The organism is Paramagnetospirillum magneticum AMB-1, from assembly GCF_000009985.1.
Classification (GTDB): domain Bacteria; phylum Pseudomonadota; class Alphaproteobacteria; order Rhodospirillales; family Magnetospirillaceae; genus Phaeospirillum; species Phaeospirillum magneticum.
Genome location: NC_007626.1, coordinates 1,639,965 through 1,663,531, shown reverse-complemented (window position 1 = coordinate 1,663,531; position 23,567 = coordinate 1,639,965). Strand labels below are relative to the sequence as shown.

Sequence of the window (23,567 nt, the reverse complement as noted above, 5' to 3'; positions counted from 1 at the left end):
CAGAAGCGGCGGCGATTGTGTGCGGCACGGGTAAGGGTGGTCAAGCGTCGGCGTGGCCATTATAGTGCGGTGCGATGAATACCGCGCTTCGCCCCATCGCCCTTTCGGTCGCCGGCATCTGCCTCGCCGCCCTGGCCTTCGCCCTGGTCGCCCAGTATGGGTTCGGCCTGCGCCCCTGCAATCTCTGCCTGATCCAGCGGGTGCCGTTCGTCCTGGCCGCCCTGCTGGCCGCCGCGGCCCTGAGGGACGGAGCGCCCGCCGCCCTGCTGCTGCGCATCGCCGGTCTGCTGCTGCTGATCAACGGCGGCATCGCGGTCTATCACGTGGGGGTCGAACAGCATTGGTGGGCCTCGGCGGTATGCTCCGGCAACCAGGGGGGCGAGATCGCCGTGGCCGATCTGCTGGCCGAGATGAACAAGCCGGCGGAAGCCCAGTGCGACACCCCGGCCTGGTCGTTCCACGGCATCACCATGGCCGCCCTCAACGTGCCGTTCTCGGCCCTGTTCGGCCTTGCGGTGCTGTGGGCGGCACGGCGTTCGGAGGGCTCCGCATGAGAAAGACCGGCGACGACGCCATTCCCGGCGACCTCGACCATGCCGGCCTGATCGACCGCTTCCTGCGGGTCAATCAGGCGGGAGAGCTGGGCGCCGTGCGCATCTACCAGGGGCAGCGGGCCATCCTCGGCCGCAAGGGCGGCCCCACCGCCCCCCTGCTCAAGCGCATGGCCGAGCAGGAGCAGGAGCATCTCGATACCTTCAGCCACCTGATCGGCGAGCGCCGCACCCGCCCCACCGTGCTGTCGCCGCTGTGGCATCTGGCCGGCTTCGCCCTGGGGGCCGGCACCGCCTTGCTGGGCGAAAAGGCCGCCATGGCCTGCACCGTGGCGGTGGAGGAGACCATCGACGAGCATTACGCCCGGCAGGCGGAACAACTGGGCGAGGACGAAGCGGCGCTGAAGGACACCATCCGCAAGTTCCGCGAGGACGAGATCGAACACCGCGACATCGGCTTGGCCCACGGCGCCGAGCAGGCCCCGGCCTATCCCCTGCTGTCCTCGGCCATCAAGGGCGGCTGCCGCCTGGCCATCTGGCTCAGCGAGCGGATCTGACCCAGCCCGCCGGTTCGATGCGGGTGATCAGGCAGTTGCGCGACGGCATTTCGGGCAACATCTCCACCGGCCAGCCCAGATGGTGCAGCGCCAGCGAGCGCACCACGTTGCCGTGGGACACCACCAGCACGTGACCATCCGCCGCCAGGGGCAGAATATCGCCCTCGAAGCAGGCCACGGCCCTCTCCAGGCAGTCCAGCATGGACTCCCCACCCTCGGGTCGATAGGCCACGTCCGAGGCGACCCGGCCGCGAAGCGGATCGGCGGCCAGTGTCGCAGGATCGTCGGCAACGCCCTCGAACACGCCGAAATTCCGCTCGTTCAGTTGCTCCAGGGCCCGGCGGCGTCCCACCTCCGAGCCGGCAGCCGCCAGCAGCAGGTCACAGGTCGCCACCGCCCGCGACAGGCGCGAGGTCAGAACGTGGGCGAAGTTCAGCCCCCGCAGCGACCACCCGGCCTCGGCCGCCTGGGCGCGCCCCAGTTCGGTCAGCGGATGGTCGCTGAGTCCCGAGAACACCAGATCGCGATTGCCCTCAGACTGGCCGTGACGGACCAGGAAGACGGTCATGGCAGCAGCCCCCGCAGCCGGGCGAGACTGAACGCATTAACGGCGTGGATGTCCTTGATTTCACCCGCCATCACCATCTCGGCGAAGCGGGCGGGCGTCACCTGGACGATATCGACGATACCCTCGGACAATTGCGGCTCTCCCACCCCGGACAATTCGGCCAGAAAATAGTCCAGTCCTCCATTGGACAGCGAGGTGTCGCAAAAGGAATGCCCCAGATGGGCCGTCCCGATCACGGCACCGCCGGTCTCCTCGGCGATCTCGCGCAGCACCGTATCCTCCAGGCTGTCCCCGACTTCCACCGAACCACGCGGAATTTCCAGCAAGGAGCGGCCGATGGCATGGCGGTACACCTTCAACAGGACGATCTGCCCATCCAGCAGCGGCAGGACGCCAACACCCCGGGCACCGTTAGGATAGATTACCCGGTTATGGGTCCCCAGCGAGCCGTCGGGAAAGCGCACGGCGTCACGCAGCATCAGGATATAGGCGTCCTCGACCAGCACGCCCACCGACGACGCGGCGGCGGGAAGGCCCCGGCTTTGGTTGCGCTTGGCCACGACCTCCGACGCGGCGGCGATATCCGCCTCGTCCAGCAGGATGCTGATTCCCCCCTGGGGGCGGTCGAACAGTTCCGGCCGCGTCGCCACCAGTTCGCGATAGCGGCGGTAATCGGCCCGCCGCGTCGACGACTTCCCCTCCGTCAATGGCACATCAACACATGCAGCGGCGCGTGGGAAATCACGTGGCGGGTCACGCCACCCAGGATCAGCTGACGCAGGCGCGAATGGGTATAGGCGCCCATCACCAGCAGGTCGGCCCCGACCTTGCGGGTTTGCCGCACCAGTTCCTCGCCCGCATGGGAGGATGGCGCCTGGATGACGGTGGTGCCGGCGGCAATGCCGTTCCAGGCCAGATAGGTCTCCAGATCCCCGGCGGGAGCGGGACCGCCCGCATGCTCGGCCACGGTCAGGATGGTCACCGAGGCCGCGCCCTTCAGGAACGGCATGGCGAAGCCCACGGCGCGGGCCGCCTCGGCGCTGCCGTTCCAGGCGATGCACACGTTGGACCCGGGCAGCGGCGCCGGCTCGGCGGGGCACAGCAGCAGCGGACGGCCGCAGGCCATCAACGCCGTGTTCAGGGTGATCAGGGAGGACACCTCGGCCTCGCCGCCGGGATGGCCGAAGACCACCAGATCCGACACCCGGCCGCGCCAGGTGATCACGTCCTCCTCGCGCCCGACCACTTCGATCCATTCGGCCGACAGGCCTTCGACCGGCGGGGCATCGGCCAGAGGCGCGCCGTTGCGGGCCAAGGCCGTATCGAAGGCGGCGCGGGCCAGCTTGGCCCGCTGGGCGCCCTGAGTCTCGGCGATGCCGATCATCTCCTCGACCATGGCTCCCGACATGCCTTCCCCCACCAGCGGCACCGCATTGGTGGGATCGGCACGCACGTGCAGGGCGGTCACATGGGCGGAAAAGCGCCCGGCCAGACGCAGGGCGGTGTCCAGCGGAATGGCGGCGGACATCTCGTCCTCGACCGGGACCAGAATGGACTTGAAGGCGGACATGACGGCTCTCCTTGTCACGACATTGGCATATTATGCGCCCCTTGCTCCGGGTTGAACATCCACCCGGAGCGAAGGTGGTCATACCCCCAGCGCGGCCCTCCCGGCGGCCAGGGTCTCGTCCTTGGGCGGCGACGAATCGATCCGCGTCCAGGCGACAGCGCCCAGATCATAGGTCAACTGGTGCTCCAGCACCTGGGGGGTGGCGTCCGAGACATTGGCCTTGCGCTCGGCGATGCGGCGCTTGGACAGGTCCGGCGGCGCCTCCAGCCACAGGCCGTCGAAGCGCACGCCCGCCGCCTTGGCCACAAGCTCGATGGCGTCGCGCTGCTCCGGCCGGGCGAAGACGGCATCGGCCACCGCCGAATGGCCATCGGCCAGCAGGGCGGCGCAGGTCTCGTAAAGCCGCTGGTAGGTGTGCTCGGTGACCTCGGGGGCATAGCCGTCGGGGCCGAGCTTCTGGTCGATATCCACGCCCATCAGATGCTTGCGCAAGCTGTCGCTGCGCACCACCGCCGCGCCGGGCACCGCCAGGAATGGGGCCAGTTCCCGTCCCATGCGCGACTTGCCGCTGCCCGACAGCCCGCCCACCGCCAGCAGCCGGGGCGGTGGCGGCGCCAGATAGGCCCGCGCCGCCGACAGGTAGGACAGCGCGTCGGTTTCCAGCTTTTCCCGCGCCGCGCCCTCCGCCCCGGTGGCCATGGTGGCGCAGACATGGGCGCGCACCCCGGCCCGGGCCGAGAGATAAAGCGGCATGGGAGCAATTCCGGCAAAATCACCGGTGAGATCCAGGTAATGGTTCATCACCCAATTGGCCTGTTGCCGCGCCCCCCGGTGGTCCAGGTCCATCAGCAGGAAGGCCAGATCGTAGATTACGTCGATACAGGCGATATCGTCCGAGAACTCGATGGCGTCGAACAGGGTCGGCCGCCCCTGCCACAGGCAGATGTTGCCGAGATGCAGATCGCCGTGGCACTGGCGCACCAGTCCGCCCAGGCGCCGCTCCTCCATGCGGGGGGCAAAGCGCTCCAGGGCGGCGAAGGAGGCCCGGGCCAGATCCTCCACCGCATCCGGCGGCAGGATGGCCGGAGCCTGGGCCAGCATGGACAGCCGGTTGGTGGCGATGGTCCAGTCCAGCCCGGCCCGCCCGCCCCGGTCGCTTCGCACCGGCGCGGTGCGGTGAAAGGCGGCGATGGCCTCGGTCAATCCGTTGCAGCGCGCCCGGTCCAGTTCCCCCCGCCGGGCCAACCGGTCGAACAGGGTGTCCTGCTCGAAGCGGCGCATCTCCACCGCCCATTCCACCACCGGGCCGTCCCCGTCCAGGTCCAGCCCGCCGGCCTCGGCGCGGGTCAGGGCCCGCACGCCGAGATACAGATCGGGCGACGCCCGGCGGTTGATCTCCACCTCGGCCCGGCAGGCTTTTTCACGTGCCGCCAGGGAGGTGAAGTCGAGAAAGGGCAGACGGACCGGCTTCTTCAGCTTGAAGACCCGATCCCCGGCCAGGAACAGGGTGGAGATATGGGTGTCCATGCGCTCCACCGCCGCCCCGCCATGGCTGGCGGGATCGGCGAGGAAGGCCTCGGCCTCGCTGGGCTCAGAGGCGGGGCAGGGTGACACCCTGCTGCCCCTGATACTTGCCCGACCGGTCGGCATAGGAGGTCTCGCACACCGTGTCGCCCTTCAGGAAGATGAACTGGCAGGCCCCCTCGCCCGCGTAGATCTTGGCGGGCAGCGGCGTGGTGTTGGAGAATTCCAGGGTGACGTGGCCTTCCCACTCGGGCTCCAGCGGCGTCACGTTGACGATGATGCCGCAGCGGGCATAGGTGGACTTGCCCAGGCAGATGACCAGCACGTCCCTGGGAATGCGGAAATATTCCACCGTGCGGGCCAGGGCGAAGCTGTTGGGCGGAATGACGCAGATATCGGTCTCGCGGTCCACCAGGCTGTTGGGCGAGAACGACTTGGGGTCGACCACCGCCGAATCCACATTGGTGAAGATCTTGAACTCGCGGCTGACCCGGGCGTCGTAGCCGTAGGAGGACACGCCGTAGGAGATGACACCGGCGCGCTGCTGCTTCTCGGTGAAGGGCTCGATCATGCCCTTGGTCTTGGCCATCTCGCGGATCCAGGTGTCGGGCATGACGGACATGAGCGCTTTTCCTCTTCAGGTCTCGCTGTCTTGTACTCCAGGGCCGGGGGTGGGGCAAGGCTCGCCCCCGGCGGCATCGTCGGCGTCACCCTCGGCCCGCGCCCGTCCCTGGGCCTTGCGCCGGGCCAGATTGGCGCGCAGAGCCTCGGCCTGGCGCCGCTGGCGGGCGGCGGCCTCGGCATGGCCGCGGGCCGAGAACTTGGGATTGGAATCGTCATTCATGGGGGCCAGTTTTGAGCCCTTGAGAAAAGCGCGTCAAGTGCCCCGGAAAGACGCTTGCGTCGGCATATCGAGTGTGGCATAAAGCGCCCCTCTTCACGGGGTGGCCCGCTGCTCCTTGAAATTGCTGCCGTAGCTCAGTCGGTAGAGCATACCCTTGGTAAGGGTAAGGTCGATGGTTCGATTCCATTCGGCAGCACCATCGAAACCCCTTGGGAAACCAAGGGGTTTCGTCCTTTCTGGCGTCCGAGATCGGGGCCTCTAGGATATTCCCCCTGGTTCAGAAAGTGGTTCACCCTACGCGCAAACGAAAAAACGCCCCCACCCGGCGAACCGGATGGGGGCTGAGTTTAGGGAGACACGAAGGCGCGGACCCGGGCCAGCTTGTCCGAGCAATCGGACCAGGCCGCCCACAGGACGAGCATGTAATCGGCGTCGGCCGATTGCGGCACGCTGGCCAGCGCCGGCGGCGGAGCAGGATCAGGGGCGCAGATCAGGATCTCGGCCGGCGGTGCGATCTTCTCGGCCTTGATCACGGTGGCCACCGGCGGAGAAAGCGTCGGCCCGCAAGCGGGCAAGCTGGTCACGAGCGACAAGCAGCACGCCAGCGGGAGGAGCATCCTGTGTTTGGGCCGCATGGGCGACCTCCTTTCGGGCTTGATGGTTATTGGCCAGACGGGCGAGCGCGGCGTCGCGGTCGGCGGCGATCGCCGCCACCGCCAGCGCGCCCTCGATCCTGATCGTCTCGGCGGCGCGGCGATTGTCCTCGGAGGCCCCGTGCCAGACGTCGCGATCGCGGGTGAGCTCGACCTTGTCGGTGGTAAGCTCGGCGATCTCGGCCCGTTGCCACAGGACATAGGACCCGATCGCCAGGGCGGCCGCCGCCAGCAGCAGCGGACCGACCAGCCGCCCCGCCAGACCGGCGGGATCGAGCCCCATGGCCTTGAGGGCGAGGCCGATCATATTCCCGCCCCCCGCGAATGGGGCTTGCCCCCCAGGCCCTGGCGGCAAAGATCGTGCTCGTCCCCGCGCCGGCGGGTCAGGCCAGGAAGGGCGACACCCCCCGCCTTGTCCCAGCGGAGGATCTCCTCGCAGGCGCCGGCGACGTCGCCGGCATTGGCCTTTTTGACCAGGGTCGAGGCGCAGAAGGCCCCCGACCCGATATTGTAGGCCAGCGACAGGAGGGCGGCGTAGCTCATGTCGGGCACGGCGGTAACGAGACAGCGGTCGATCGCGGCACTGATCTCCACCAGGCGCCCGTCGAGCATGGCCCGGCACTGCTCGCGGGTGGCGGTATCGCCGATCTTTACGCCCCGCGTCTCGCCGAAGCAGATGGTGGGGATGCCCACCGGATCTTTATAGGCCTGGGTCCTGAGCCCCTCGGCCCCGGAAATCAGGGCGGTCGCGACCATACCGATCACAACCGAGGTTTTGATCCTGCTTGCCATGGGACACCCCCAAAAGGAAAGGCCCGGTGAGAGGCCGGGCCGGGTTGCGAACGCCATTCGCGCGAATGGCGGATACGAAGAACACGGGCGGACTTAGGCCGCCTTGCGGAGGTCGGGGGAGAGCTCGATCTGAATCCCGCCGTGACCATTGCCGAAATGGGTCAGGATGGCGATTGCCTGGCGCCGCGTGCCGTCCGGACGGCAGATGGTAAGCGGCCGGCGGTGCCCCACCAGTTGGACCGCCTCGCCCTCGCGGTAATCCTTGAGGTAGCGGCCGATCCAGCCCTTGAGCGCGTCCTCGTCCTCGTCCGTCAGCAACAGCCCGAAGGAGTGCTTGTGGACGGCGTAGAATGACCGCCCGGTCAACTCCTCCGCCGGCGGGTTGTGAACATGGACGGCGAGGTTGTAATCGATGATCACCACCGGGACCGACAGCCCCTCGGCGAAGACCTTCCCCGCCTCCCACATTATCTCGTCCGGCGTCCGGCCCTTGGGCTCGGGGCGCGGACGCCGGCGGGTGATCAGCATGAGCGCCTGATCGGGCCGCCACAGCGCCAAGCCGAAAACGGCCACGATCGAGACCCACGCATACCAGGGGGTATCCGCGATCCAGCTAAAATCCATCCTGTCCCCCTATCAATTGACGTGAGCGCGATCGTCCTCGACGACCGCCATAATCTCGACCTGGCTCTTGCGCGGTCGCAGCGACCGCACCCGGACACGCTTGGCCCATTCGTCCGCCGGGCCGAGGGTGTAATAGGTGCGCTCGCGATCGCCGCCCGTATCGGGCTCGATCGGCAGAGGATCGAGAGAAACGACCTTATTCGGGTCGCCGCCCGGCGCCGCCTCGACTTCCACCGCCGGCGAGGCGAGCCGCCCGTCCCGCCGGCGCAGGGCGAGAAACAGAGTCGAGGCATCTCCCCATCGCACCGGCTCGGTCAGGGTCAGGACCGCCCCGACCTCGTCCCACGCCCCCTCGACCGCCTCGATCTCGCCGTCCTGCCCCCAGGATGGCAGGGGGTGCGAGATCGCCACCACGTCGCCATAGGACAGGACCATCGCGTCGAGCTCGGTCCGCCAGGTCGGCCGACGCCGGCGATAGATGTTGCAGGCGCAGACGAAGCACGCCTCGCGCTCCGCCTGCGCCTTGTCGGTAATGCCGAAATATTGCATCCGCGCCGGCTTGGCCGGGGGACTGTCCCGCAACTCGGTCGGGGTCAGTTCGCGGATCGATCCATCGCGCATGGCGACGGTCACCTCGGCGATCTTCCACGTCGCCTCGCTGAAATACTCGACGGTCACCGCGTCGGCGGTGTTGTCGCTCGGCATGTCGTACTCGATCGAGAACGACCCCCGGACGATGCAGCGGCGATTGAACAGCGCCGCCGGGATTTCCTGGGGCTCGTCCCGCATGTAACGGACAAAGCCGCCCTGTTGAAAGGGAGCGCCGCGCCCCACGTTGAGGACGCGCTTGACTGCGTCCCAGGCGGTGAGCGAACTGTCGAAAACGCCGTTGAAGGTGTCTCCCCGCGCATCCCAGGTCGCATGCAGCGACCACAGCGCCGCCAGATCGTTGTGACCATCGGCCAGGCTCGCCCCGTTTTCGGCGCGGAGAATGTAACTCGCCGCCGCCGCGATCGAGCGGGTCGCCGCCAAATCCGACCACTCGCCCGTAACGAGATCGTAGGTCGCCAGCTTGCGGACCACCACGCCATTGATCAGGCGAGAAGAACGCTGGCTCAGGTTGTCGGTCGCCCGCATCTTGACGGCGACCAAGGTCACGTCGCCGTAATTGGGGTCTTCGTCCAGCACGGCCCGCAACTGCGACCACCGGGACTCGTGCCCGGTCCGGCTGTCTTGGGTGTTGTCGCTGGTCCGCTTGATCCTCACCTCATAGCGCTCGGCCGCGAGCGTGTATTTGTGCGACAGGCGGATCGCCGTATTCGTCGCCGCCGAGTGGCTTTCGCTGGCGATCCGGGCGAATCCGCCCCCCGCCAACGTCTCGCCCGAGGCGACCGCCCGGCTCGCGCCCAACGTGAAGGACTCGCCGGCCAGGCCCGCCGTATCGTATTCGACCACCAGCCCCTTGCCGACCGCCGCATAGGTGGCCACGGTCAACGCCGGATCGGTCGAGACGTTGAGGGCACCCGCGAACGCGGTTACCGTCGCCGCCGCATCCGCGCCGATGGTAACCTGAGCCGCGCCGGCCGCGCCGGCGACAAAGGTCCAGACGACACCGTTGATGGTCGCGGTATCGCCGGCGGTCGGGTTGACGGTGAACAGCAGACGCCCGGTCGCCTTGGATTGCGGATAGCCCGCCAGATGCGCCGGGGCGAGGGGTTCGCCGCTGTCGTCGATCGCGCGGACCTCGACCACCCAATCCACCGAGCGCGTCGCAAGCGACCCGTCGTTGTTGGCGTAATAGAGTCCGCGCTGAAAGACGGTATCGACCCCGATCGCGGTCGCCTTGGTCGCCGGATCGCAGGCCACGAACGGCCCGAGCCACCCATCATCGCCGTCCGAAAGCTGGTTTGGCCCCTTGCTTTGCAGCCTCGTCCAAGCCGGGGGCGGCGGGGGCCGAGGGCGCGGCGGGGGCGGCGGGGGTCTCCCGTCAGTTCGTGCCGGGGCAGGCCGAGGCCAACCGCGACAACGCCCATGTGATGCTTGAGCACGTCAACCGCCCCGGCGACGGGTTCGGGCTGCGAGAACGTCACCTCCTCGCCGACGCCGAGCTCCTTGATCATGCCGGGGGTGATCTTGGTGATCGACCGCCCGGCCGCGTCCTTCTTGCCGTCGCCCGGGATTAGCGGACTTTGCGCCGAGCCCGGCGGCCGCTTGATGAAGACGGCGAAGCATGCCTCGGTCAGCTTGCGGAGATGCTCGGCCTCCTCATAATCGGCGAGGTCGCGCATGCGGGTCACCACGGGGAAGAACCACGGCACACCCCACACCTGACCCGGACGGAGACGATGGAAGACCGGGCGGACCTCATCCATGGTAAAGCGGCGGCTTTTCAGCCTGCCCGCCCCCAAGGGCCAAACATCGCCCGGATGCTCCTCGAACAGCCAGGTTGCAACCCGCCGCCCCCAGGAATCATACTCGGCCCCCTGGATAATGATCGATCCATCGTTGCCGATCTCGTTCTTGCTCATATCGATGTAATCGGGCTCGAGCACTTGAACTTGCAGCGGGACCCGCATTCGCCATCCGCTCGGACGGGGCAGGAACCGCATGAGCGCCGTGCCCGATTCCACCACGCATTGAGCGACCTCGAGTTGCTTGCCCCCAAAATCGGTCATGTCCTCGGGATCGCAATGATCCGAGAAGGCCCGAAACCGCTCGGTAAAGGCCCGCCGCTCGGCCGCATCTTCGCTCGCCAGGCGGGGGACGATCCCGGTCCCGACCATATGCGCCGACAAGCGCCGTACGGCATTGGCGCCGAGCTCGGTATTGCGCGCCAGGTCGCGGGCCTTTGCACGGATACGGGCGACCTGGGGGCCGATCTCGGCATTCGCCGAGGTGGCGGGGGCCGCCCAGTCGTTCCGCCGCGACGACTTGGCGGCGGCATAGGAACGATACTGGTCGAGAGCGAAGCGGGCCGCCGCCCGGCGGATACCCCAGACAGGGGCAACCGCCTCGATCATCCTGTCGAACGGGTTCGCCATGGTCATGACCTCTCGAACGATACGACGGACAGTCCACTCCCGGACGCGGCACTTCCGCCGCCTACCAGCTTGACCGCATGGTCACGCGCGACCATGAGCTCGGCCATGCTGCGATAGGTGACGCGAGACCCATCCACCTCGACCGTGAGTTTTCCCGAGACGATCGCCTTGTCGAGGCGGTCGATATCGGCTTGGGTGATGGCCATGGCGGCACCTTTCAAAAGCGGTCGTATATTTTCGTATCCCGATCGATGAACCCGCCGCCGTCGTGGCTGCGAATGGCATTCGCAGGCGGGCGCCCGCCTTCCCCCTCGATGAAGGCCGAGGCCTCCTCCGACACCCCCTCGCCCGAGGCCTCGGCCCGGGCCTCGGCGAGGCGACGGGCATATTCCTCGATATCGGTCTGGGCGGCCTTGGGATCGGCGGCACGGGCAGTGGCAAGCGCTTTCCACTGGTCCGCCGTCAGGCTGTCCGAGAGGTGGTGCGCCAGGGCGCGGCCGTAGACCGCCAGGTCGAGGCCTTCGTTGGGCTTGCCCTTGGAGCGGCGATGCCAGGACGACACCGGGCGACCCCACTGGTCGAAATCCTCGCGAAGGTACTCGGCGGTGAGTTGCTCGAAATACTCCCGGTCGCAGGCGTCGGGATAGATGACCACGCCATCCGCCCACTTGCCCGCCGCGTCCGGACCGTTGGCGAACTTGGCCAGCGCGGCGTAATGATCGGCCTTGAGGTCCCAGGTCCCCACCGGCCAAAGCTGGACCTCGCCGATCTTGGCGCCGTTGAAATCGACGTCCTTTTTCGACGGGGTCCCCAGGGCGGGAAGCATCCATCCATCACGACCGTCGAGGGCGAACACCCGGCCGGTCGTGGCGTGAGCCATCACCCAGCGGTAAACCCGCTGGGTCCGGAACCCCGTATCGACCCCGACCGCATCCACCGGCCAAGAGCGGCCGGCGGCGTCGCGGTAGCGGCGGCCGATTACGCCGTCGAGGCGCGCCCAGACGATATCGTCGCCCGTGTCGCCCTCGATGATCCCCTTGTCCACCAGCCAGGACGACAGGCCGATCCCCCAGCCATAAACCGCCCATTCCAGGCGGTTGCCCTGGACGTCGATCGTCATGGTCAGGAACAGGACGCCCTTGGGCAGCACGCCGCCGATCCGATAGGACTGGCGACGGGCGAGGAGCTTCTCCGCCTCGGGCACGTTGACCCGAAGCTGGAACGGCTCGCCCAGCACCTGGCGGACGAAGTCCTTTACCTTCTCGGGCTTGCCCCGCGACGTCACCCACTCATGGGCCATGTCGTCGAACGGGACGGTCATGGAGATGGCGGTCCATCCGGCGAACCCGACCACACGACCCCGACGCGGACGAAGGAGCGCGCGCGGCAGATCCTCGGGCTGGATCACCGGCCCGGGGCAATCGTCTCCGGGATAGGTCTTGATCCACACGGCGCCGAGCTCGTTGCCGGCGATCAGATCGGCGAGGATCTCCTCGGCCCGGTCGCCCATGGCCTGGATCGTCCGCTCGGTCATCGCCCCGGCGAGGATCTCGTCGTGATACCCCTCGTCGATCACTCCGCCGCATGTCGGATCGGCGCACAGGAAATATGCGCCATGGGGCTCGACCTCGTTGAACCGGAAATTATCCCAGCGCAGCACCTGATAGGCGCCGCAATGAGGGCAGCGGATGTATCGCCGCCTCTGATCCGACTCATCCCACTTGGCCTCGGTCCGGCACCCGACCTCCTTCCCGTCGCGATCCTTGACCGTCTTGTCCGGGGTCGAATTGTAAAGCCGCTTGTATCCCGATCGGCGATAGGACAGGTCGCGCTTGTCGATCAGAGAATTCGGCTCGCCCTGATAGCGCGAGATCGTGCTCGCGTTGAGGCCGAGCTTTTTCGCCGCCTGGCGCACGCCCATTCGCTGGCCTTCGCTCATAGCGGCACCTTCGCGTTGCGTGGGAATGACGTCCTGTTGCAGGGGGGGTGTTGCCCGTTGCTCGGTCGGCCCGTTGCATCAATTTCAGGGCGGCAACACTAGAAAAACCCGGGGCCCCTGCGGCCCGTATAGCGTTTGGCAAAATGGAAGGACCCGAAAAAGGGGGGGTGGGGGCTTCGGCCCGGCATCGACCCGGCGATTGCTACCCCTCCCCTCCCCCCGCCCCACCGGGGTGGGGGGGGTGTCCCCCGCATTGCGACCGCCCAGAATGGCGGCGCCCGCCTCGGGGTTCCCAGGGCGGGCGCAACAGTCACAGCATGACGCAACATCTACCACAAAACGGCCCAATCGGGTCAAGCCTTTTTTGTGTCCCGATCGAGCATGAGGCACAACATCTTGACCAAGGCATCCTCATGCCACCGCTTGACGGTGCTGATCGAGCACCCAAGATCGAGCTCCGCGATCACCCGCTCCCACGTCAGGCCGATCCCCCGAACCATGAGCAGGTTCCGCGCCGCCTCATCATCGACCTTGATCAGGTATTCGAACATCGTGTCGCAGCGATCGATAGCGGCCGACGAAGGCGGCCGCCGCCGCCGGCTTTCCCCCTCGTCCGTCTGAGCCATCGCGGCGTAGATCGACGCCGTGGTCTCGGCCATGCCGGATACCTCTCGCGGCAGGGGCATCCGGCGGATTGTCCGCATCGCGTCCTTGATCTGCGCCGCCACATCGCGGAGCGCCTTCGCCAGGACTGCGCCCTCGTCAAGCTCGACGGTTACCGCATGCCTTCCGTCGATTTCGATCACCCTATCAGCCCCCATGAATTCCTCCATTTTCCAGGCTTTCAGGGCAGACCATGCTTCCCTGGAAAGCGCAACCATCTGACAAATCTTCTTTTTCCAGGCACTCCAGGCATTCCATGCTAATAAGTGTTTAGTAAGTTACGTGTGTAGCGCGTCATATGCGCGTATGGAATGTATCGACAAAAATGCCCGGAAAGCCTGGAATGCCTGGAAAGCGACTGAATTATCTATTGCTTCTCTTTCCAGGCTGATCGTCCTTGCCTGGAAAGCCTATCAAGGGCGCGACCTAGAACGGAGCGTCGCTATCCGCCTTTTCGCAGTCGGGCGCGCCCGAAACATCATCGTCCGGCCATTTGATGTCGTGACGCACCATCGCGCAAAAATGCTGGCGGCAAGCGGTCAGCCCCGGCATCTGGTAGCCGTTGACCCACTCCGTTTTCGGAGTACCGTCTCCATTTCGGCCCGGAATGCGGGAGCCATCAGGGAGGACGTCGTCCACCTCAACCTTGATCTTGCCCGGCTTGAAACCATACTCGAGAGGGATCAGTTGCCGCAGCTTGATCCCGAGGCGAGCATTGGAAAACGGGCGCCGCGCCTTGGTCCGTTCAGCAAATGAAAGGTAACTGGCATAGAGCCCGGCCGAGGGCACCTCATGCGCCCATTTCCTGTGCCCAGACAGAATGGCCCCTTGCTGCAGGCAGTTGTACCACCACTCGGTTTCGGTATCGAAGTTGGCGGCCTTCTGCTCGAACAGCGCCTCGGTCCTGGGGAGCTGGTTAAGGCTGACCTCTTCCAAGGGGAAGTCCATCAAGAACCGCAGAAGATGGGGAAGCCCCCCGTTCTTCAGTTCGGAGAACAGTGCCGTAAAATAGGCGCGATCCTGCATGCGCCCCGTGCCGATATCGATCACGGCGAAGCGGCGCTCCTCCTTGGAGGCCGGAACCACCCAATCCTCTTCGGACGTCATCAGCAGCCGGACCAGATTACGGACCTGTTCCGCATCGATGTTCTTGCGCTCTTGCAGGGTCCGCGATGACGTGATCAGGCTGCGCAGGCGCCCGGCCGCCCCCTTGTCGCCGGCCCATACCGCCTCATCGGCCTGGAGAAATAGGCACGACGCCAAATGCGCGTTGAAGTTTCCCACAAGATGGCGCGGATCATCGATCAGTGTGTAGTGTGGGCCGAGCAGCATGCCCACGGCGTCGCCGAGTGCGGATTTGCCCGACCCCTGCCGACCGCGCAGCACCAGGGCGACGCCGATCCGCTCGATGGGTCGTTGGATCATGTGGGCGAACCATGCCCATATCCACTTGGCGAGCGCCTTGTCCCCTCCCGCCACATTGCTCAACACATGGTCGGTCAAGGTGGGGAACTGGCGGCAGTGGTGGCGATAGTCCTCCGTCGCCGGAGCGGGCTCGATGGTGAACCCGCGCCACAGGTTATACCACCCGTCCGGGGCGCCCTCGGGGTTGAAGGTGACGCCGAAATACCCGCGCCGGGCCTTGTGCTTGAGCCACAAATGCCCCAGGCCGGTATAGCGGTCTTGCTCGGCGTCGTAAAACCGATCGATCCCGAAAAGATCCTTGAAGGCGGTTGTGGTCAGAAACTCTTGCGTCGGCTGATGCAACGTGGGGTGGATAAGCTCGCGCAGGACGAAGGAGCGGCCGCCCTGGAGCACAAAGGCATGCGACGTGTTGATCTCCGCGACCTTTGCCTCGAGCGCATCGCGCTCCCCGGGCGGCGCGCCGCCTCCTCCGCCCCCGCCGCGCTTTTCCTTCTTGGACCGCGCTTCACCCTTGCCGGGAAATGCGACAACCTTATTCATCACCCCTCCACCACATAGCCGATATCCGGTCGCCGCCACCGGGGCGGACGAAGCAGTTTGTTCACCAGATCCCAATGGGCCTCGCTCTCGGCGACCACCTGGCGCAACCCGCCCAAGACGTCCCAGGCCCGCGCCCAATCGACCACATAGACGCAGCGGTCGGCCTCGGGCGGTGGGGCCTTGTCCCGGCGGGCCTTGGCCTCGGCCTCGGCCGCCTTCGCCATCCGCCGCAACCACGACAGCGGCGAGGCGGCGATCGCCACCGGGCTCGGCAGTCCCTGCGCCTCCAGCCCCATGGCCTCGGCGACGGCATCCTCGAGAAGGGTCACGGTGCGTCCCGTGCGCGAATGGCATTCGTCGGTTTTCGGGTTCCAGCCGATCAGATCCACCAGCCGTCCGCCCGGACCGCCCTCCCATTCAGGGATAAGGATCAGCTTGACCGGCGCGCCGGCCTCGGCCCACGGCTCCCACAGGCTCGCCGGTTCGACCGCGCTCCACTGGCGGTCCCATCGGCCCTTGACCACCCGGGCGCGCACCACGCCTAAGCCGCCCAAGGCCCGCGCCACGCCCTCCCAGGATATGCCCCGCTCCTCGAGCCACGCCTTGACCGGCGAGGCCTCGCCCTTGTCGCCCTTGGCATCGCGCAGCGCGCGGCGCCACTCAAGGCCGAGATGCAGATGGGCTTTGGCGGGGGCGAAGCGGGTCTTGGCCGATCCCAGGCGCAAAACAGGCGGGTCCATGTCCTCGGCCTCGCCCAGCCTGCGCCGCCAGTCGGCGAGATAGGCGCGCCGCACCGCATGGTCATTGATCCGCACCGCCAGCCCATAGGCCCGCGCTTCCAGGGCGGCGAAGCGCTCGGGCGTATCCGGCGGGATCTCGGCGACCAACGCCTCCCACAGCACATCCGCCAGCGGCCGCGCCGCCCCCAGCGCCGACGCCAGACGGAACGCCCCTTCCTGCGGCCCCACGGAATCGCCGGGCGGATTGAGAAGCTCGTCCGGGTCCTTGGCGCCCTCGGGCATCTGGGCGAAGCGCAGCGAGCGGCCGGGCCTGAGGATCGGGACCGCAACCTCGGCGGCGCGCCGCATGGCCGCCGCGCCGGCCCGGTCGCCGTCCAGCATCAGGATCGGCCCCTCGCCCCGCCCGTCCGGGGTCAGGCGCCAAATCTCCTCCACCTGACCCGGCGTCAAGGCTGTTCCCAGCGGCGCCACGGCATAGGGGAACCCCCCTTGATGCATGGCGATGACGTCGAGATACCCCTCCACCACCACCGCGCGGGAATGCTCGGCCGCGCCGTCGCGGGCATGCGACAGCCCATACAGCACCTCGCCCTTGCGAAAGAGCGGCGTATCCGGCGAGTTGAGGTATTTCGGAACCCCAGGATCGGCCGACAGGGTCCGCGCCCCGAAGCCGATCACCCGACCGCGCCGGTCCATGATCGGAAACATCACCCGGCCCCGGAAAAAGGCCCCGGTCGTGCCGTCGTCCCGCCGCCGCAGCAATCCCGCCTCGATCAGCAGATCGTCGGGGAAGCGCTCGGCATCCAAGGCGCGGCGCAGCGCATCGCCATTGGGCGCCCACCCCAGGCGGAACCGCGCCCGCGTCTCAGGAGCAACGCCGCGCCGCGACAGGTAGAACAGGGCGTCGGCCCCGGCCTTGGTGGTGGTAAGCTGATGCTCGAACCAGGCGCACGCCGCCTCATTGGCCTCATACAGGCTTGCCCGTGCCGCCGCGTCCCGCCGTTCCTCGGGACTGGCCTTCGGCACCTCGAGCCCCGCCTCGGCCGCCAGCTCCTCCACCGCCTCCACGAAGCTCAGACCATGGGCGCGCTCGAGAAAGCCGATCGCGTTGCCATGCGCCCCGCACCCGAAGCATTTGAAAAAGCCCTTGTCGTCGTTGACGGTGAAGCTGGGCGTCTTCTCGTTGTGGAACGGGCACAGCCCCGTAAACTCCCGCCCCTTCTTGGCCAGGGCGACACGGCGGCCCACCACGGCCGACACCGGCACCCGGTCGCGGATCTCGTCGAGAAAGCCCTTGGGGATCATTCCGCCGCCTCGCCGCGAATGGTATTTGCAAGGCCGAGCGCTTCCATCCGGTCACGCCGCGCCATCGCCCACCGGAACCGGCGCATGACTTGGGCCTGGACGGGAAGGTCGCGCTGGAACAGCGGGACATATGCCCTTGTCCAATAAAGGCGATCCCATAGGCGCAGCCATTTTTCCCGATAGAATTTCTTCCGCTTCACTCCCAACCGGCTGATTTCCAGTTGAAGAGGAAGGCGGAGAAGGCGGGCGTGGCGCATTCTGGGCATCACCCCTCCCCCACATAGCTGGCGGCTCGATTGGCCTCGACACCGCCCGGGATCAGATCGGGCACCCGCCGGCCGAGCTCCTCGACTACGGCGACCACCCGTTCGGCATTGCGGATCGCCGCCGCCAGTCCCGCCGCATCGCCGGCGAAGGTCATTTCCACCACCCGCGCCCGCGCCAGGTCATAGGCCTGGGACGTCACCATGGGCCGTGGGCGGCGCGAGAAGGCGTCGAGCGTTCCGGTCGCGCCCTGCAAAAGCTCCAGCGCCAGCCCGGCCACGATGTCCGCGCTCCGGCTCATGCCGCGATCCTCCTCACATAGTCGTCAAACCCCAGATCGGGCCATGACGCGGGCTTGGGCAGCGCGGGCATGAGACGCGCCGTGACGCCGTCGATCGGCGGCCGCTCCACGTCCCACACCATCCACGAATGGGTTTCCGGCGGCGCGCCGCCATCCGTCCAGTGCAGACGGAACCCCAGCGGATAGATCACCGAAGGCGTGACGGACGGCCAGAGCGTCACCCCCCGCCCGCAATGCCAGTACGAGGATTTCAGCAGCATCGCCACATAGGGAAGCCGCAGCGTCATCACCGCATGCCGGATGAAGGCCTCCGCCAGGTCGTCATAAGGCGGATTGGTCACCAGCGCCGGCGCTTCCGCCTCCGTGGTGGCCAGGAAATCCACGCCCGCCGCGCCGAACCCGTGATCGAAGGCGTCCGAGGCGACCACCTCGAACCCGTGCAGCGCCAGCACCTTCGCCATGAAGCCGGGACCGCACGCGGGCTCCCACAGCACGGGAAATCGCGTGCGCAGGATCTCGCCCTCGGCCCGCATGAACGCCACGCTTCCCGCCGGATGGGTGGGGTAGAGATCGGCGGCTCGCCGTTCCACCCGCCCGCCGCCGAAGGGCTGCAATCCTTTGCTCATTCCGCGCCCCCGATCCTCGAGCGCAGCGCCCGCGCCAGATCCTCGATCAGATTGATCGCGTGCTGCGTCTCGAGGTCGCGGGTGAAGAACCGCCCCTCGGAATCGGTCCAGGCCAGACGGATCGGCGCGCCCGGATTATCGGTGACGAAGGTGACGGATGGCGGATCAAGGCGAATGGCATTCGCATCCCGCCGGAGACGAGATCCGACATGATCGAGCGCCGCGATAAGATGCCCCACGGGAGGGCGAGGGCCGGGAGGAACGGCGCTGATGCAATGCGGATTGCGGCACCGCTTGCGGAACAGCCCGCGCAGAGGCTCACCGCAAAGCTGGCATGCTCCGGGCGCAGGCGACGCCTCGCATATGGGGCAAATCGGCTGGTTGGTGTGGCTTACCACCACTCCATGTCGCTTGCACTCGATGACGATGCTCATTCCCCGTCCCCTCCCAAGGCCCGCGCCACCCGGTTTCCGCCGGCGCGGGGGCGATATCCGCCGAGATCCGGCGAGACGGCGACGGATTGCCGGGCCATCGCCCCCGAGCCGGTGGCACACCCGCGGTGGGGCAGGCGCTGGAGCAAGGCCGGCTTCGGCGATGATTTCCTCCGGCGGTTCGATGGCGTCCGAGTTTTCGGCGTGGGCGCGGGCGGCGGCGATCCCGCTGTTGCGCGCCTCGATCAGGGCGAAGGCCGCCTCGCCCGCCCGCCAGTGCCGCAGCGCCGCCGAGGCGCTTTCGACCATGTCGAGAAGGGGGTCGGTCTTCATGCCGACAACTCGCGCTTGCCGCCCAGGCGCAAGGGCCGCCGCGCGACCTTGTGCAGCCGGGCGGCGGGGTCGTCGCCCTGATCTCCCAGGTCGAGGACCGAGGCATAGACCGCCGGCGCGACCGCGTCGGACAGGATCGGCGCCGCCAGGGCCAGCAGAAGGCCGAGTCCTATCGCCCGAGACACCATGCGGCCGCGCGCGCGACCCGGTCCCGCCACGCTTCCAGCGTCATCGCCGCCCGCACCAGCAGCGCGGCGAGACTGATCCTCAACCTTCTCATGGGTCACCTGTTGCTTGAGCTCGGCCAGATCGCGCGAGAACTGCGCCGCCCGCTTTTCCATCCGGTCCAATTGCTGCGAAAGGCTGGGGGCCTCGGCCAGCGCCGGCGCGAACGCGAAATCGAGGAAGTCGTCGCCCCACCGCGTCACCATGGCCGCGAAATGCGCCATGAGCGGCAGATGCCCGCGCTTCCACCCCTTGGCCGTATGGACGGCGACCGCGAAGTCGCGGGCGACGACCTTCGCGGGGATGTCCGCCAGCCAAAGGGCGATGCGCTCGCCGACCGGATGCAGGCCCGACGCCGAGGCGCCGAAGAGATCCACCGGGTGCAGGGCGGACGGGGAATGTCTGACACTCGCCGAGGTCATGGATTTACCCCCTCCCCCTGGCGCATGGTGGCGGGCATGATCAACCCGGCCGAAGCGAACCCCATGGAGACGTCATGCCCCGCCCGTTCCTGTTGCTCGTCGATTTCGACGGCAGGCTCGAATCCCGCCAGGCCGAGCGCCTCGCCCTTGGCCGGCTCTTGCCCGAGCCGCGCATCCTGTTCGCCTGGGACAAGGGTCAGGCGATCGGCTACCTCGCCGAGGCCATGGTCCCGGACCACCTCATCCGCGACGCTATCGGCGAGCGTGGGCAATTCGTCACCATGGAACTGGCCAGCCCCGGACAATGGGCGACGGACGGTTTCGGCGAGGCCCATAAATGGCTCAGTCGTCATGTCGGAAGACCCTCCGCTCGGGATCGCGGAAAAGCGCCCTGACCGTTCGCGGCGCGTGCCAGCCCCACAGCCGGAAGCCCCCGGCGCGCGCCATGGCGGCGGCGTCACCGACCATTTCGGCGCGGCGCTTGAGGCGGTCGGCCCGCTCGGACCAATCCCACAGGATCGGCGGAAGGCAGCGATAGACGGAAACGATCATCCGCGCCGCCAGGGCGACATTGCGGCGGTCACGGTTGAGGCGGGCAGGGATGGCGATCATTCACACCCCCTCACCGGAACCGGCATGACGCCGGCTCCGGCACCCGTTATGCTGGTGACTTTCCACGGACCAGCCAGCAGGGGGTATCATGTCCGAGCCGAACGCGCTTGTTGCGCACGTCAACGCCATCGCCGCGACCGTTGGGATCGCGGTCGGCGTCCTGAGAGCCAAAGGGGTGTTGACGGAGGACGAGGCAAAAATGGTTTTCATCCTCGCCAGATCGGTCATTCCCGAAAGCATGGGCGCCGACGCTGCGAAGGCGATCCAGGCGATGGAAATAACTGCGTCGCAGGTTTCCGCCTGACGAGTCACCCGCCTTGCCGGGCCGCTTCCGCGCCAAGGGCTTCCAGCTTGGCGCGGACGTCCTCCGCACCCTCTATGGTCAGCTTGACCCTGATCTCGGCAGGGGAGCTTCCGCCCCGCCGCCGCTCGATCTCCTCGACTACCGGCCGCAGCAAGCGCGCCGCCGCACGAATCAGCATCATCCGCATGGGACCTCCTATGGACGGAATGGGAAGGGCGGCCACTCATCACGCCACCTCCTCGGGCGGCGGATACAGGTCCGGCCGCTGCACATGGCGCGGCACGCCCGAGATCCGCTCGATGGTCAGGACATGCTCTGGCGGCACCCGCCGCCACCCGGACAGCGAAGCCGGAGTACGCTCCAGCTTTTCGGCCAGCGCGCACAATCCGCCGGACCGGTTGAATGCTTCGGTCAGGGCGGCATCGGCATGCTTGTAGGTGCGCGGCTTTTTCATGCCGAGAATATTAGGCACGCCCAAATCTTAGATCAAGCGAAAGATTCGGGCGCATCTGAGATGACCGTAAAATCTTGTCAGGGCACAATCACGCCATGAACCGCTCGCCCAAAACCGAAGCCATCTCCAGGAAGGCGAAGATCCGGCCCTCCTGGGTGGATGAGTTCAACCGGCGCCTCGATCTCGCCCTGGCGGAGAGGAAGATGCGGCGGCAGGGGCTGTCCAAGGAGATCGGCATCACCCCCGCCAGCGTCTCCGGATGGAAGAAGGAAAGCGCGCCCAGCCTGGACAACCTGATGACCATCGCCGATCTGCTCGGCGTGTCCGTGGACTGGTTGCTTGGCCGGGGAAGCGATCAGCTTCCCTCGGCCCTGGCGCAGGCGGTGCCCATGGACCGCGACGCCGTCGCCGTCGCCGCCGCCGCCGTGACCGAACTGATCTCAGACTCGCTTAAGCTGCCGGCGGCCGACGACGTCGCCGCCATGGTCCTGCGCACCCATGATTGGGTGGTGTCCATGCGCCGCCAGGACGGGACATTGCCCGGCATCGCTGACGCAGCCAACTTCCTGCGCCACGCTCTGCAATTCGCCAAGGACTGAGGCGGCATCCCGCCGCCCGTTTTCGCGCCGCCGCTGCAATCGGTCCACGCATTGACCGCACTCGGACCGGTGCCTGCCCGGCCCGTCGCCGAACAGGATCGGCCTCGCGTGGCGGAAGGATTCCGCCACTGCCTTTATGAGGGCGCGCCCCTCTTTGCCTGTTGCCACGTCTCCACCCCAAGCCATAGGCTTCCCCCTGTCCGGCCGGACGGCGGGAAGACAATTAACGTCTTGGCGGGCGCGACCAACGCTCCGCTCGGCAAGGGGTGGAAACATCGCCCCAAGCCCCCGCCTTTCCTGACGGGAGCCTGACAATTTAGAACCAAAGATTGCAATCGGCGCAACCCATTACTTTCACCGAATGCATACACTATGCCTAATGGCATGATTCGATGGTCTATGCCGCCGGCCATGCGTCGTCGGGGACGAGGGTCAGTCGCCTGATCACCTCTTCTGCGACGCCCTCGGGATCGGCGATCCCCCGTTCCGCCGCCCAGGCTGACACCGCCGCCGCCACGTCGGACACCCGCACCAGTCCGGCACCCGCCGCCAGGTCGGATGCCGCGACCCCCTCCGCCGCCGCCAGGCGTTCCAGGGTGGCGTATTTCAGGCTGCGCGTCCGGCCCGAGAACAGCTCGGCAAGGACATTGGCCGACAGGCCCGCCCGCCGGCACCAGCCGCGCATGGACAGGCCCCGCCCCGCCATGAAGGCGTGGACGGACCGGGCCAGCGGTGCCGCCTCATGCGACAGTTTGGGAACCCTCTTCGCCATGCCGGGCATTCTGCCGCACCGCCGGATCAGGGCATCAACACAGAACTCTGTGCATGCATCGCCAACAAAATACGGGGAGCCCTAATTTCATTATTGACCTAAAAATAAGGCCATGCCTAATATTGCCGATCGTCAGGCGGAGGTCCCGCCCGGAATGCCCCAGCCGGGGCAAGATCGAAAGGTCGGCACATGATCGCTTCCAAATCATCGCCCTGCCCTGCGAATGCCATTCGCGCCACCCTCGCCGCCACCTCCCTGACCGCCGCCTTCCCCGGCGAGAAGTTCACCCAGCCGCAATACGCCCTGCTCGCCCGCCTCTCCTCGGGCGAGGACGTTCGCGCCTGGCAGTTGGACCGCCACGACTCTCTGTTCGCCCTGATGACCCGCCGGGTGATCGACATGGAGGCGACCACCGGGCGTCTCTACCTGTTGACCGACGACATGATCGCCGCCCGCCGCGCCAGTCTGGGGCGGCGCATCGATCAGGCCGAGCGCGAGGCCGAGGAATTGGACGCCCTGATCGAGATCGGCGGCCGCGTCCTCCTCGCCGCCACCGACCGCGAGGCCGAAACCGCCGACACGCTGCGGCGCCTCCTCGCCAATGACGCCGCCGGCGCGGCCGACACTGCCGCCGCCCGCGCCGCCCGCGCGGAATCGGTCACCGACCTGAGCGAACAGCGCGACGCCCAGCGCCGCCGGCGCGCCCGCCGCGATGAAGTCGCCGACGAGCTCCGCGACCTGCGCCGCGAGCGCCTGCGTCTTGACCTCGCCGCCCAGCGCCGCCAGCGGGCCGAGGGGGCGCAATCATGATCGGGGCCCTTCTCCGCCGCCTGCGCCGCTTCTTCCGCCCGCCGGGGTCGCCCGTCGTCATCCAATCCGTGCGCGGCC

32 protein-coding genes and 1 tRNA gene are annotated in these 23,567 nt (G+C 67.4%); 6 read left to right on the top strand and 27 right to left on the bottom strand.

Going from position 1 to position 23,567, the window contains the following annotated elements; all coding sequences use genetic code 11:
- Positions 1 to 74 precede the first annotated feature (74 nt).
- Positions 75 to 554: a disulfide bond formation protein B gene (locus tag AMB_RS07745; RefSeq protein WP_011383943.1), complete on the top strand. Its 480-nt coding sequence runs from the start codon at positions 75 to 77 to the stop codon at positions 552 to 554.
- Complete coding sequence (locus AMB_RS07740; protein ID WP_011383942.1) at positions 551 to 1,108, top strand: demethoxyubiquinone hydroxylase family protein; 558 nt, start codon at positions 551 to 553, stop codon at positions 1,106 to 1,108. The genes AMB_RS07745 and AMB_RS07740 overlap by 4 nt, the downstream gene beginning before the upstream one ends.
- Here AMB_RS07740 and AMB_RS07735 read toward each other — a convergent pair.
- The 6 genes from AMB_RS07735 to AMB_RS07710 all read right to left on the bottom strand — a co-directional run bounded on the left by AMB_RS07735 (position 1,092) and on the right by AMB_RS07710 (position 5,614).
- Positions 1,092 to 1,676: a histidine phosphatase family protein gene (locus tag AMB_RS07735; RefSeq protein ID WP_011383941.1), complete on the bottom strand. Its 585-nt coding sequence runs from the start codon at positions 1,674 to 1,676 to the stop codon at positions 1,092 to 1,094. The genes AMB_RS07740 and AMB_RS07735 overlap by 17 nt on opposite strands.
- Positions 1,673 to 2,389 (bottom strand): NUDIX hydrolase, encoded by a 717-nt coding sequence (locus AMB_RS07730; RefSeq protein WP_011383940.1) that lies wholly within the window; start codon positions 2,387 to 2,389, stop codon positions 1,673 to 1,675. Before AMB_RS07730 ends, AMB_RS07735 begins: the two co-directional genes overlap by 4 nt.
- Positions 2,380 to 3,246: a universal stress protein gene (locus tag AMB_RS07725; protein ID WP_011383939.1), complete on the bottom strand. Its 867-nt coding sequence runs from the start codon at positions 3,244 to 3,246 to the stop codon at positions 2,380 to 2,382. The genes AMB_RS07730 and AMB_RS07725 overlap by 10 nt, the downstream gene beginning before the upstream one ends.
- A gap of 78 nt (positions 3,247 to 3,324) precedes the next feature.
- Positions 3,325 to 4,860: an AAA family ATPase gene (locus AMB_RS07720; RefSeq protein WP_011383938.1), complete on the bottom strand. Its 1,536-nt coding sequence runs from the start codon at positions 4,858 to 4,860 to the stop codon at positions 3,325 to 3,327.
- Positions 4,838 to 5,392 carry a dCTP deaminase gene (dcd, locus tag AMB_RS07715; RefSeq protein WP_011383937.1) on the bottom strand — a complete coding sequence of 185 codons (555 nt, stop codon included), beginning with the start codon at positions 5,390 to 5,392 and terminating at the stop codon, positions 4,838 to 4,840. The genes AMB_RS07720 and dcd overlap by 23 nt, the downstream gene beginning before the upstream one ends.
- A 15-nt stretch (positions 5,393 to 5,407) precedes the next feature.
- Complete coding sequence (locus AMB_RS07710; protein ID WP_043743788.1) at positions 5,408 to 5,614, bottom strand: hypothetical protein; 207 nt, start codon at positions 5,612 to 5,614, stop codon at positions 5,408 to 5,410.
- A 123-nt stretch (positions 5,615 to 5,737) separates the two neighbouring features.
- On the opposite strand from AMB_RS07710, the gene AMB_RS07705 reads away from it, so the two are divergent.
- Positions 5,738 to 5,813 (top strand) — tRNA-Thr (locus AMB_RS07705).
- 148 nt (positions 5,814 to 5,961) lie between these two features.
- Here AMB_RS07705 and AMB_RS07700 read toward each other — a convergent pair.
- The 18 genes from AMB_RS07700 to AMB_RS07615 form a co-directional block, all read right to left on the bottom strand.
- Positions 5,962 to 6,147 carry a hypothetical protein gene (locus AMB_RS07700; protein WP_043743786.1) on the bottom strand — a complete coding sequence of 62 codons (186 nt, stop codon included), beginning with the start codon at positions 6,145 to 6,147 and terminating at the stop codon, positions 5,962 to 5,964.
- Positions 6,092 to 6,574, bottom strand: a complete 483-nt coding sequence (locus AMB_RS07695) for a hypothetical protein (protein WP_011383936.1) — start codon at positions 6,572 to 6,574, stop codon at positions 6,092 to 6,094. Before AMB_RS07695 ends, AMB_RS07700 begins: the two co-directional genes overlap by 56 nt.
- Positions 6,571 to 7,059: a lysozyme gene (locus AMB_RS07690; RefSeq protein WP_011383935.1), complete on the bottom strand. Its 489-nt coding sequence runs from the start codon at positions 7,057 to 7,059 to the stop codon at positions 6,571 to 6,573. The genes AMB_RS07695 and AMB_RS07690 overlap by 4 nt, the downstream gene beginning before the upstream one ends.
- A gap of 93 nt (positions 7,060 to 7,152) precedes the next feature.
- Positions 7,153 to 7,632 carry a hypothetical protein gene (locus AMB_RS07685; RefSeq protein ID WP_148207334.1) on the bottom strand — a complete coding sequence of 160 codons (480 nt, stop codon included), beginning with the start codon at positions 7,630 to 7,632 and terminating at the stop codon, positions 7,153 to 7,155.
- Between the two features lie 63 nt (positions 7,633 to 7,695).
- The gene (locus tag AMB_RS26365) at positions 7,696 to 9,138 is read right to left on the bottom strand and encodes a host specificity factor TipJ family phage tail protein (protein WP_269446071.1); all 1,443 of its coding nucleotides are present in this window, start codon (positions 9,136 to 9,138) and stop codon (positions 7,696 to 7,698) included.
- An 80-nt stretch (positions 9,139 to 9,218) separates the two neighbouring features.
- Positions 9,219 to 10,730 carry a phage portal protein gene (locus AMB_RS26360; protein ID WP_083763466.1) on the bottom strand — a complete coding sequence of 504 codons (1,512 nt, stop codon included), beginning with the start codon at positions 10,728 to 10,730 and terminating at the stop codon, positions 9,219 to 9,221.
- Positions 10,727 to 10,930 (bottom strand): phage head-tail joining protein, encoded by a 204-nt coding sequence (locus tag AMB_RS24265; protein WP_011383932.1) that lies wholly within the window; start codon positions 10,928 to 10,930, stop codon positions 10,727 to 10,729. The genes AMB_RS26360 and AMB_RS24265 overlap by 4 nt, the downstream gene beginning before the upstream one ends.
- Before the next feature lie 11 nt (positions 10,931 to 10,941).
- Positions 10,942 to 12,663 carry a terminase gpA endonuclease subunit gene (locus AMB_RS07665; protein ID WP_011383931.1) on the bottom strand — a complete coding sequence of 574 codons (1,722 nt, stop codon included), beginning with the start codon at positions 12,661 to 12,663 and terminating at the stop codon, positions 10,942 to 10,944.
- 353 nt (positions 12,664 to 13,016) lie between these two features.
- Positions 13,017 to 13,544, bottom strand: a complete 528-nt coding sequence (locus tag AMB_RS07660) for a DUF6362 family protein (protein ID WP_011383930.1) — start codon at positions 13,542 to 13,544, stop codon at positions 13,017 to 13,019.
- A gap of 208 nt (positions 13,545 to 13,752) precedes the next feature.
- Positions 13,753 to 15,291 carry a primase-helicase family protein gene (locus tag AMB_RS23315; RefSeq protein WP_011383929.1) on the bottom strand — a complete coding sequence of 513 codons (1,539 nt, stop codon included), beginning with the start codon at positions 15,289 to 15,291 and terminating at the stop codon, positions 13,753 to 13,755.
- On the bottom strand, positions 15,291 to 17,336 hold the full coding sequence (dnaG, locus tag AMB_RS25035) for a DNA primase (RefSeq protein WP_011383928.1): 2,046 nt from the start codon (positions 17,334 to 17,336) through the stop codon (positions 15,291 to 15,293). Before dnaG ends, AMB_RS23315 begins: the two co-directional genes overlap by 1 nt.
- Entirely contained in the window at positions 17,333 to 17,593 is a 261-nt protein-coding gene (locus tag AMB_RS07645; RefSeq protein ID WP_148207333.1) for a hypothetical protein, read from the bottom strand. The genes dnaG and AMB_RS07645 overlap by 4 nt, the downstream gene beginning before the upstream one ends.
- A gap of 8 nt (positions 17,594 to 17,601) precedes the next feature.
- Positions 17,602 to 17,901 (bottom strand): hypothetical protein, encoded by a 300-nt coding sequence (locus AMB_RS07640; protein ID WP_011383926.1) that lies wholly within the window; start codon positions 17,899 to 17,901, stop codon positions 17,602 to 17,604.
- A complete protein-coding gene (locus AMB_RS23305) occupies positions 17,898 to 18,527 on the bottom strand; it encodes a hypothetical protein (RefSeq protein WP_011383925.1) in 630 nt (209 codons plus the stop codon). The genes AMB_RS07640 and AMB_RS23305 overlap by 4 nt, the downstream gene beginning before the upstream one ends.
- The gene (locus AMB_RS07630; RefSeq protein ID WP_011383924.1) at positions 18,524 to 19,291 is read right to left on the bottom strand and encodes a hypothetical protein; all 768 of its coding nucleotides are present in this window, start codon (positions 19,289 to 19,291) and stop codon (positions 18,524 to 18,526) included. The genes AMB_RS23305 and AMB_RS07630 overlap by 4 nt, the downstream gene beginning before the upstream one ends.
- A complete protein-coding gene (locus AMB_RS07625; protein ID WP_011383923.1) occupies positions 19,288 to 19,938 on the bottom strand; it encodes a hypothetical protein in 651 nt (216 codons plus the stop codon). The genes AMB_RS07630 and AMB_RS07625 overlap by 4 nt, the downstream gene beginning before the upstream one ends.
- Positions 19,935 to 20,291, bottom strand: a complete 357-nt coding sequence (locus AMB_RS07620) for a hypothetical protein (protein WP_148207332.1) — start codon at positions 20,289 to 20,291, stop codon at positions 19,935 to 19,937. Before AMB_RS07620 ends, AMB_RS07625 begins: the two co-directional genes overlap by 4 nt.
- The gene (locus tag AMB_RS07615; protein WP_011383921.1) at positions 20,281 to 20,550 is read right to left on the bottom strand and encodes a hypothetical protein; all 270 of its coding nucleotides are present in this window, start codon (positions 20,548 to 20,550) and stop codon (positions 20,281 to 20,283) included. Before AMB_RS07615 ends, AMB_RS07620 begins: the two co-directional genes overlap by 11 nt.
- Positions 20,551 to 20,638: 88 nt before the next feature.
- On the opposite strand from AMB_RS07615, the gene AMB_RS07610 reads away from it, so the two are divergent.
- A complete protein-coding gene (locus AMB_RS07610) occupies positions 20,639 to 20,854 on the top strand; it encodes a hypothetical protein (RefSeq protein ID WP_011383920.1) in 216 nt (71 codons plus the stop codon).
- Between the two features lie 4 nt (positions 20,855 to 20,858).
- On the opposite strand, the gene AMB_RS25635 is transcribed toward AMB_RS07610, so the two are convergent.
- Both AMB_RS25635 and AMB_RS07600 read right to left on the bottom strand, forming a co-directional pair.
- The gene (locus AMB_RS25635) at positions 20,859 to 21,035 is read right to left on the bottom strand and encodes a hypothetical protein (protein WP_158303951.1); all 177 of its coding nucleotides are present in this window, start codon (positions 21,033 to 21,035) and stop codon (positions 20,859 to 20,861) included.
- Between the two features lie 45 nt (positions 21,036 to 21,080).
- Positions 21,081 to 21,326 (bottom strand): transcriptional regulator, encoded by a 246-nt coding sequence (locus tag AMB_RS07600; protein ID WP_197531982.1) that lies wholly within the window; start codon positions 21,324 to 21,326, stop codon positions 21,081 to 21,083.
- 77 nt (positions 21,327 to 21,403) lie between these two features.
- Between AMB_RS07600 and AMB_RS07595 the strand changes: the two genes are divergently transcribed.
- On the top strand, positions 21,404 to 21,907 hold the full coding sequence (locus tag AMB_RS07595; RefSeq protein WP_011383918.1) for a helix-turn-helix domain-containing protein: 504 nt from the start codon (positions 21,404 to 21,406) through the stop codon (positions 21,905 to 21,907).
- A 397-nt stretch (positions 21,908 to 22,304) separates the two neighbouring features.
- On the opposite strand, the gene AMB_RS25030 is transcribed toward AMB_RS07595, so the two are convergent.
- Positions 22,305 to 22,679 (bottom strand): helix-turn-helix domain-containing protein, encoded by a 375-nt coding sequence (locus tag AMB_RS25030; protein ID WP_043743766.1) that lies wholly within the window; start codon positions 22,677 to 22,679, stop codon positions 22,305 to 22,307.
- A 189-nt stretch (positions 22,680 to 22,868) separates the two neighbouring features.
- On the opposite strand from AMB_RS25030, the gene AMB_RS07585 reads away from it, so the two are divergent.
- The gene (locus AMB_RS07585; RefSeq protein WP_043743763.1) at positions 22,869 to 23,489 is read left to right on the top strand and encodes a hypothetical protein; all 621 of its coding nucleotides are present in this window, start codon (positions 22,869 to 22,871) and stop codon (positions 23,487 to 23,489) included.
- The last annotated feature ends 78 nt before the right edge of the window (positions 23,490 to 23,567 follow it).